Here is a 641-nt window from a genome sequence, read left to right on the forward strand (position 1 = left end):
AGTGCCCCCTCCATGATATCAGCAGCGGTATCCCAGTTCTGCTCCCAATGACTGTAGGTAGTCCGGTCCATATCGTCCTTGAATTTCTCGACGTACCGTTTCACCATCTCGCTGGCAAACTGACCGGGCTTGCTCTTCTCGTACGTAAAATAAGGCCACTGCATCCTCGGGCCTAGGCCCGCCGAAGCGCGCAAACGCGGATAAAGTGGGGTGCCATCTAACTTATCCCGCTCATTCTCAGACAGTCCCTGCGTCACCAGCGTGGAGAAATACTCTGGAATCGTCTTCCTGGAATACTCGTTGGCATACTGGCCCTGTGTGAATTCTTGCGGGGCTTGGTAGCTCGTTTCATTAAATAATGAATATATCCGACCATCTAATTCAAACGCCCCGGCGAGCGGCGTCTTGACATCTCGATTTGTAAAAATTATCATGCTTGGGCGGTTTTTATATTTGTCTCCTGTCATCTCATCAAATTTTTCCCCAGCAATACCTTCGGCCACCCAGCGTATAATCTTGGCGTGCTCTCCGGACATACCGTTCTGAACAAAATTGATGATAGATTTATTAAAATCTTCCCATGCCCCACCCTCGAGCTTCGCCCGCAGCGCTGTCGGAAATGCGCTTGGCCAGTCAATCTC

At 50.4% G+C, this 641-nt stretch carries 1 protein-coding gene; it reads right to left on the reverse strand.

Features of this window, described 5'->3' with window-relative positions:
* The coding region (locus tag ACCC84_RS23600; protein ID WP_371902433.1) for a hypothetical protein at nt 1–641 on the reverse strand (641 nt) is incomplete at both ends.

It is taken from the genome of Serratia odorifera (assembly GCF_041448735.1).
In the GTDB taxonomy this organism is placed as follows: Bacteria; Pseudomonadota; Gammaproteobacteria; order Enterobacterales; family Enterobacteriaceae; genus Serratia_F; species Serratia_F odorifera.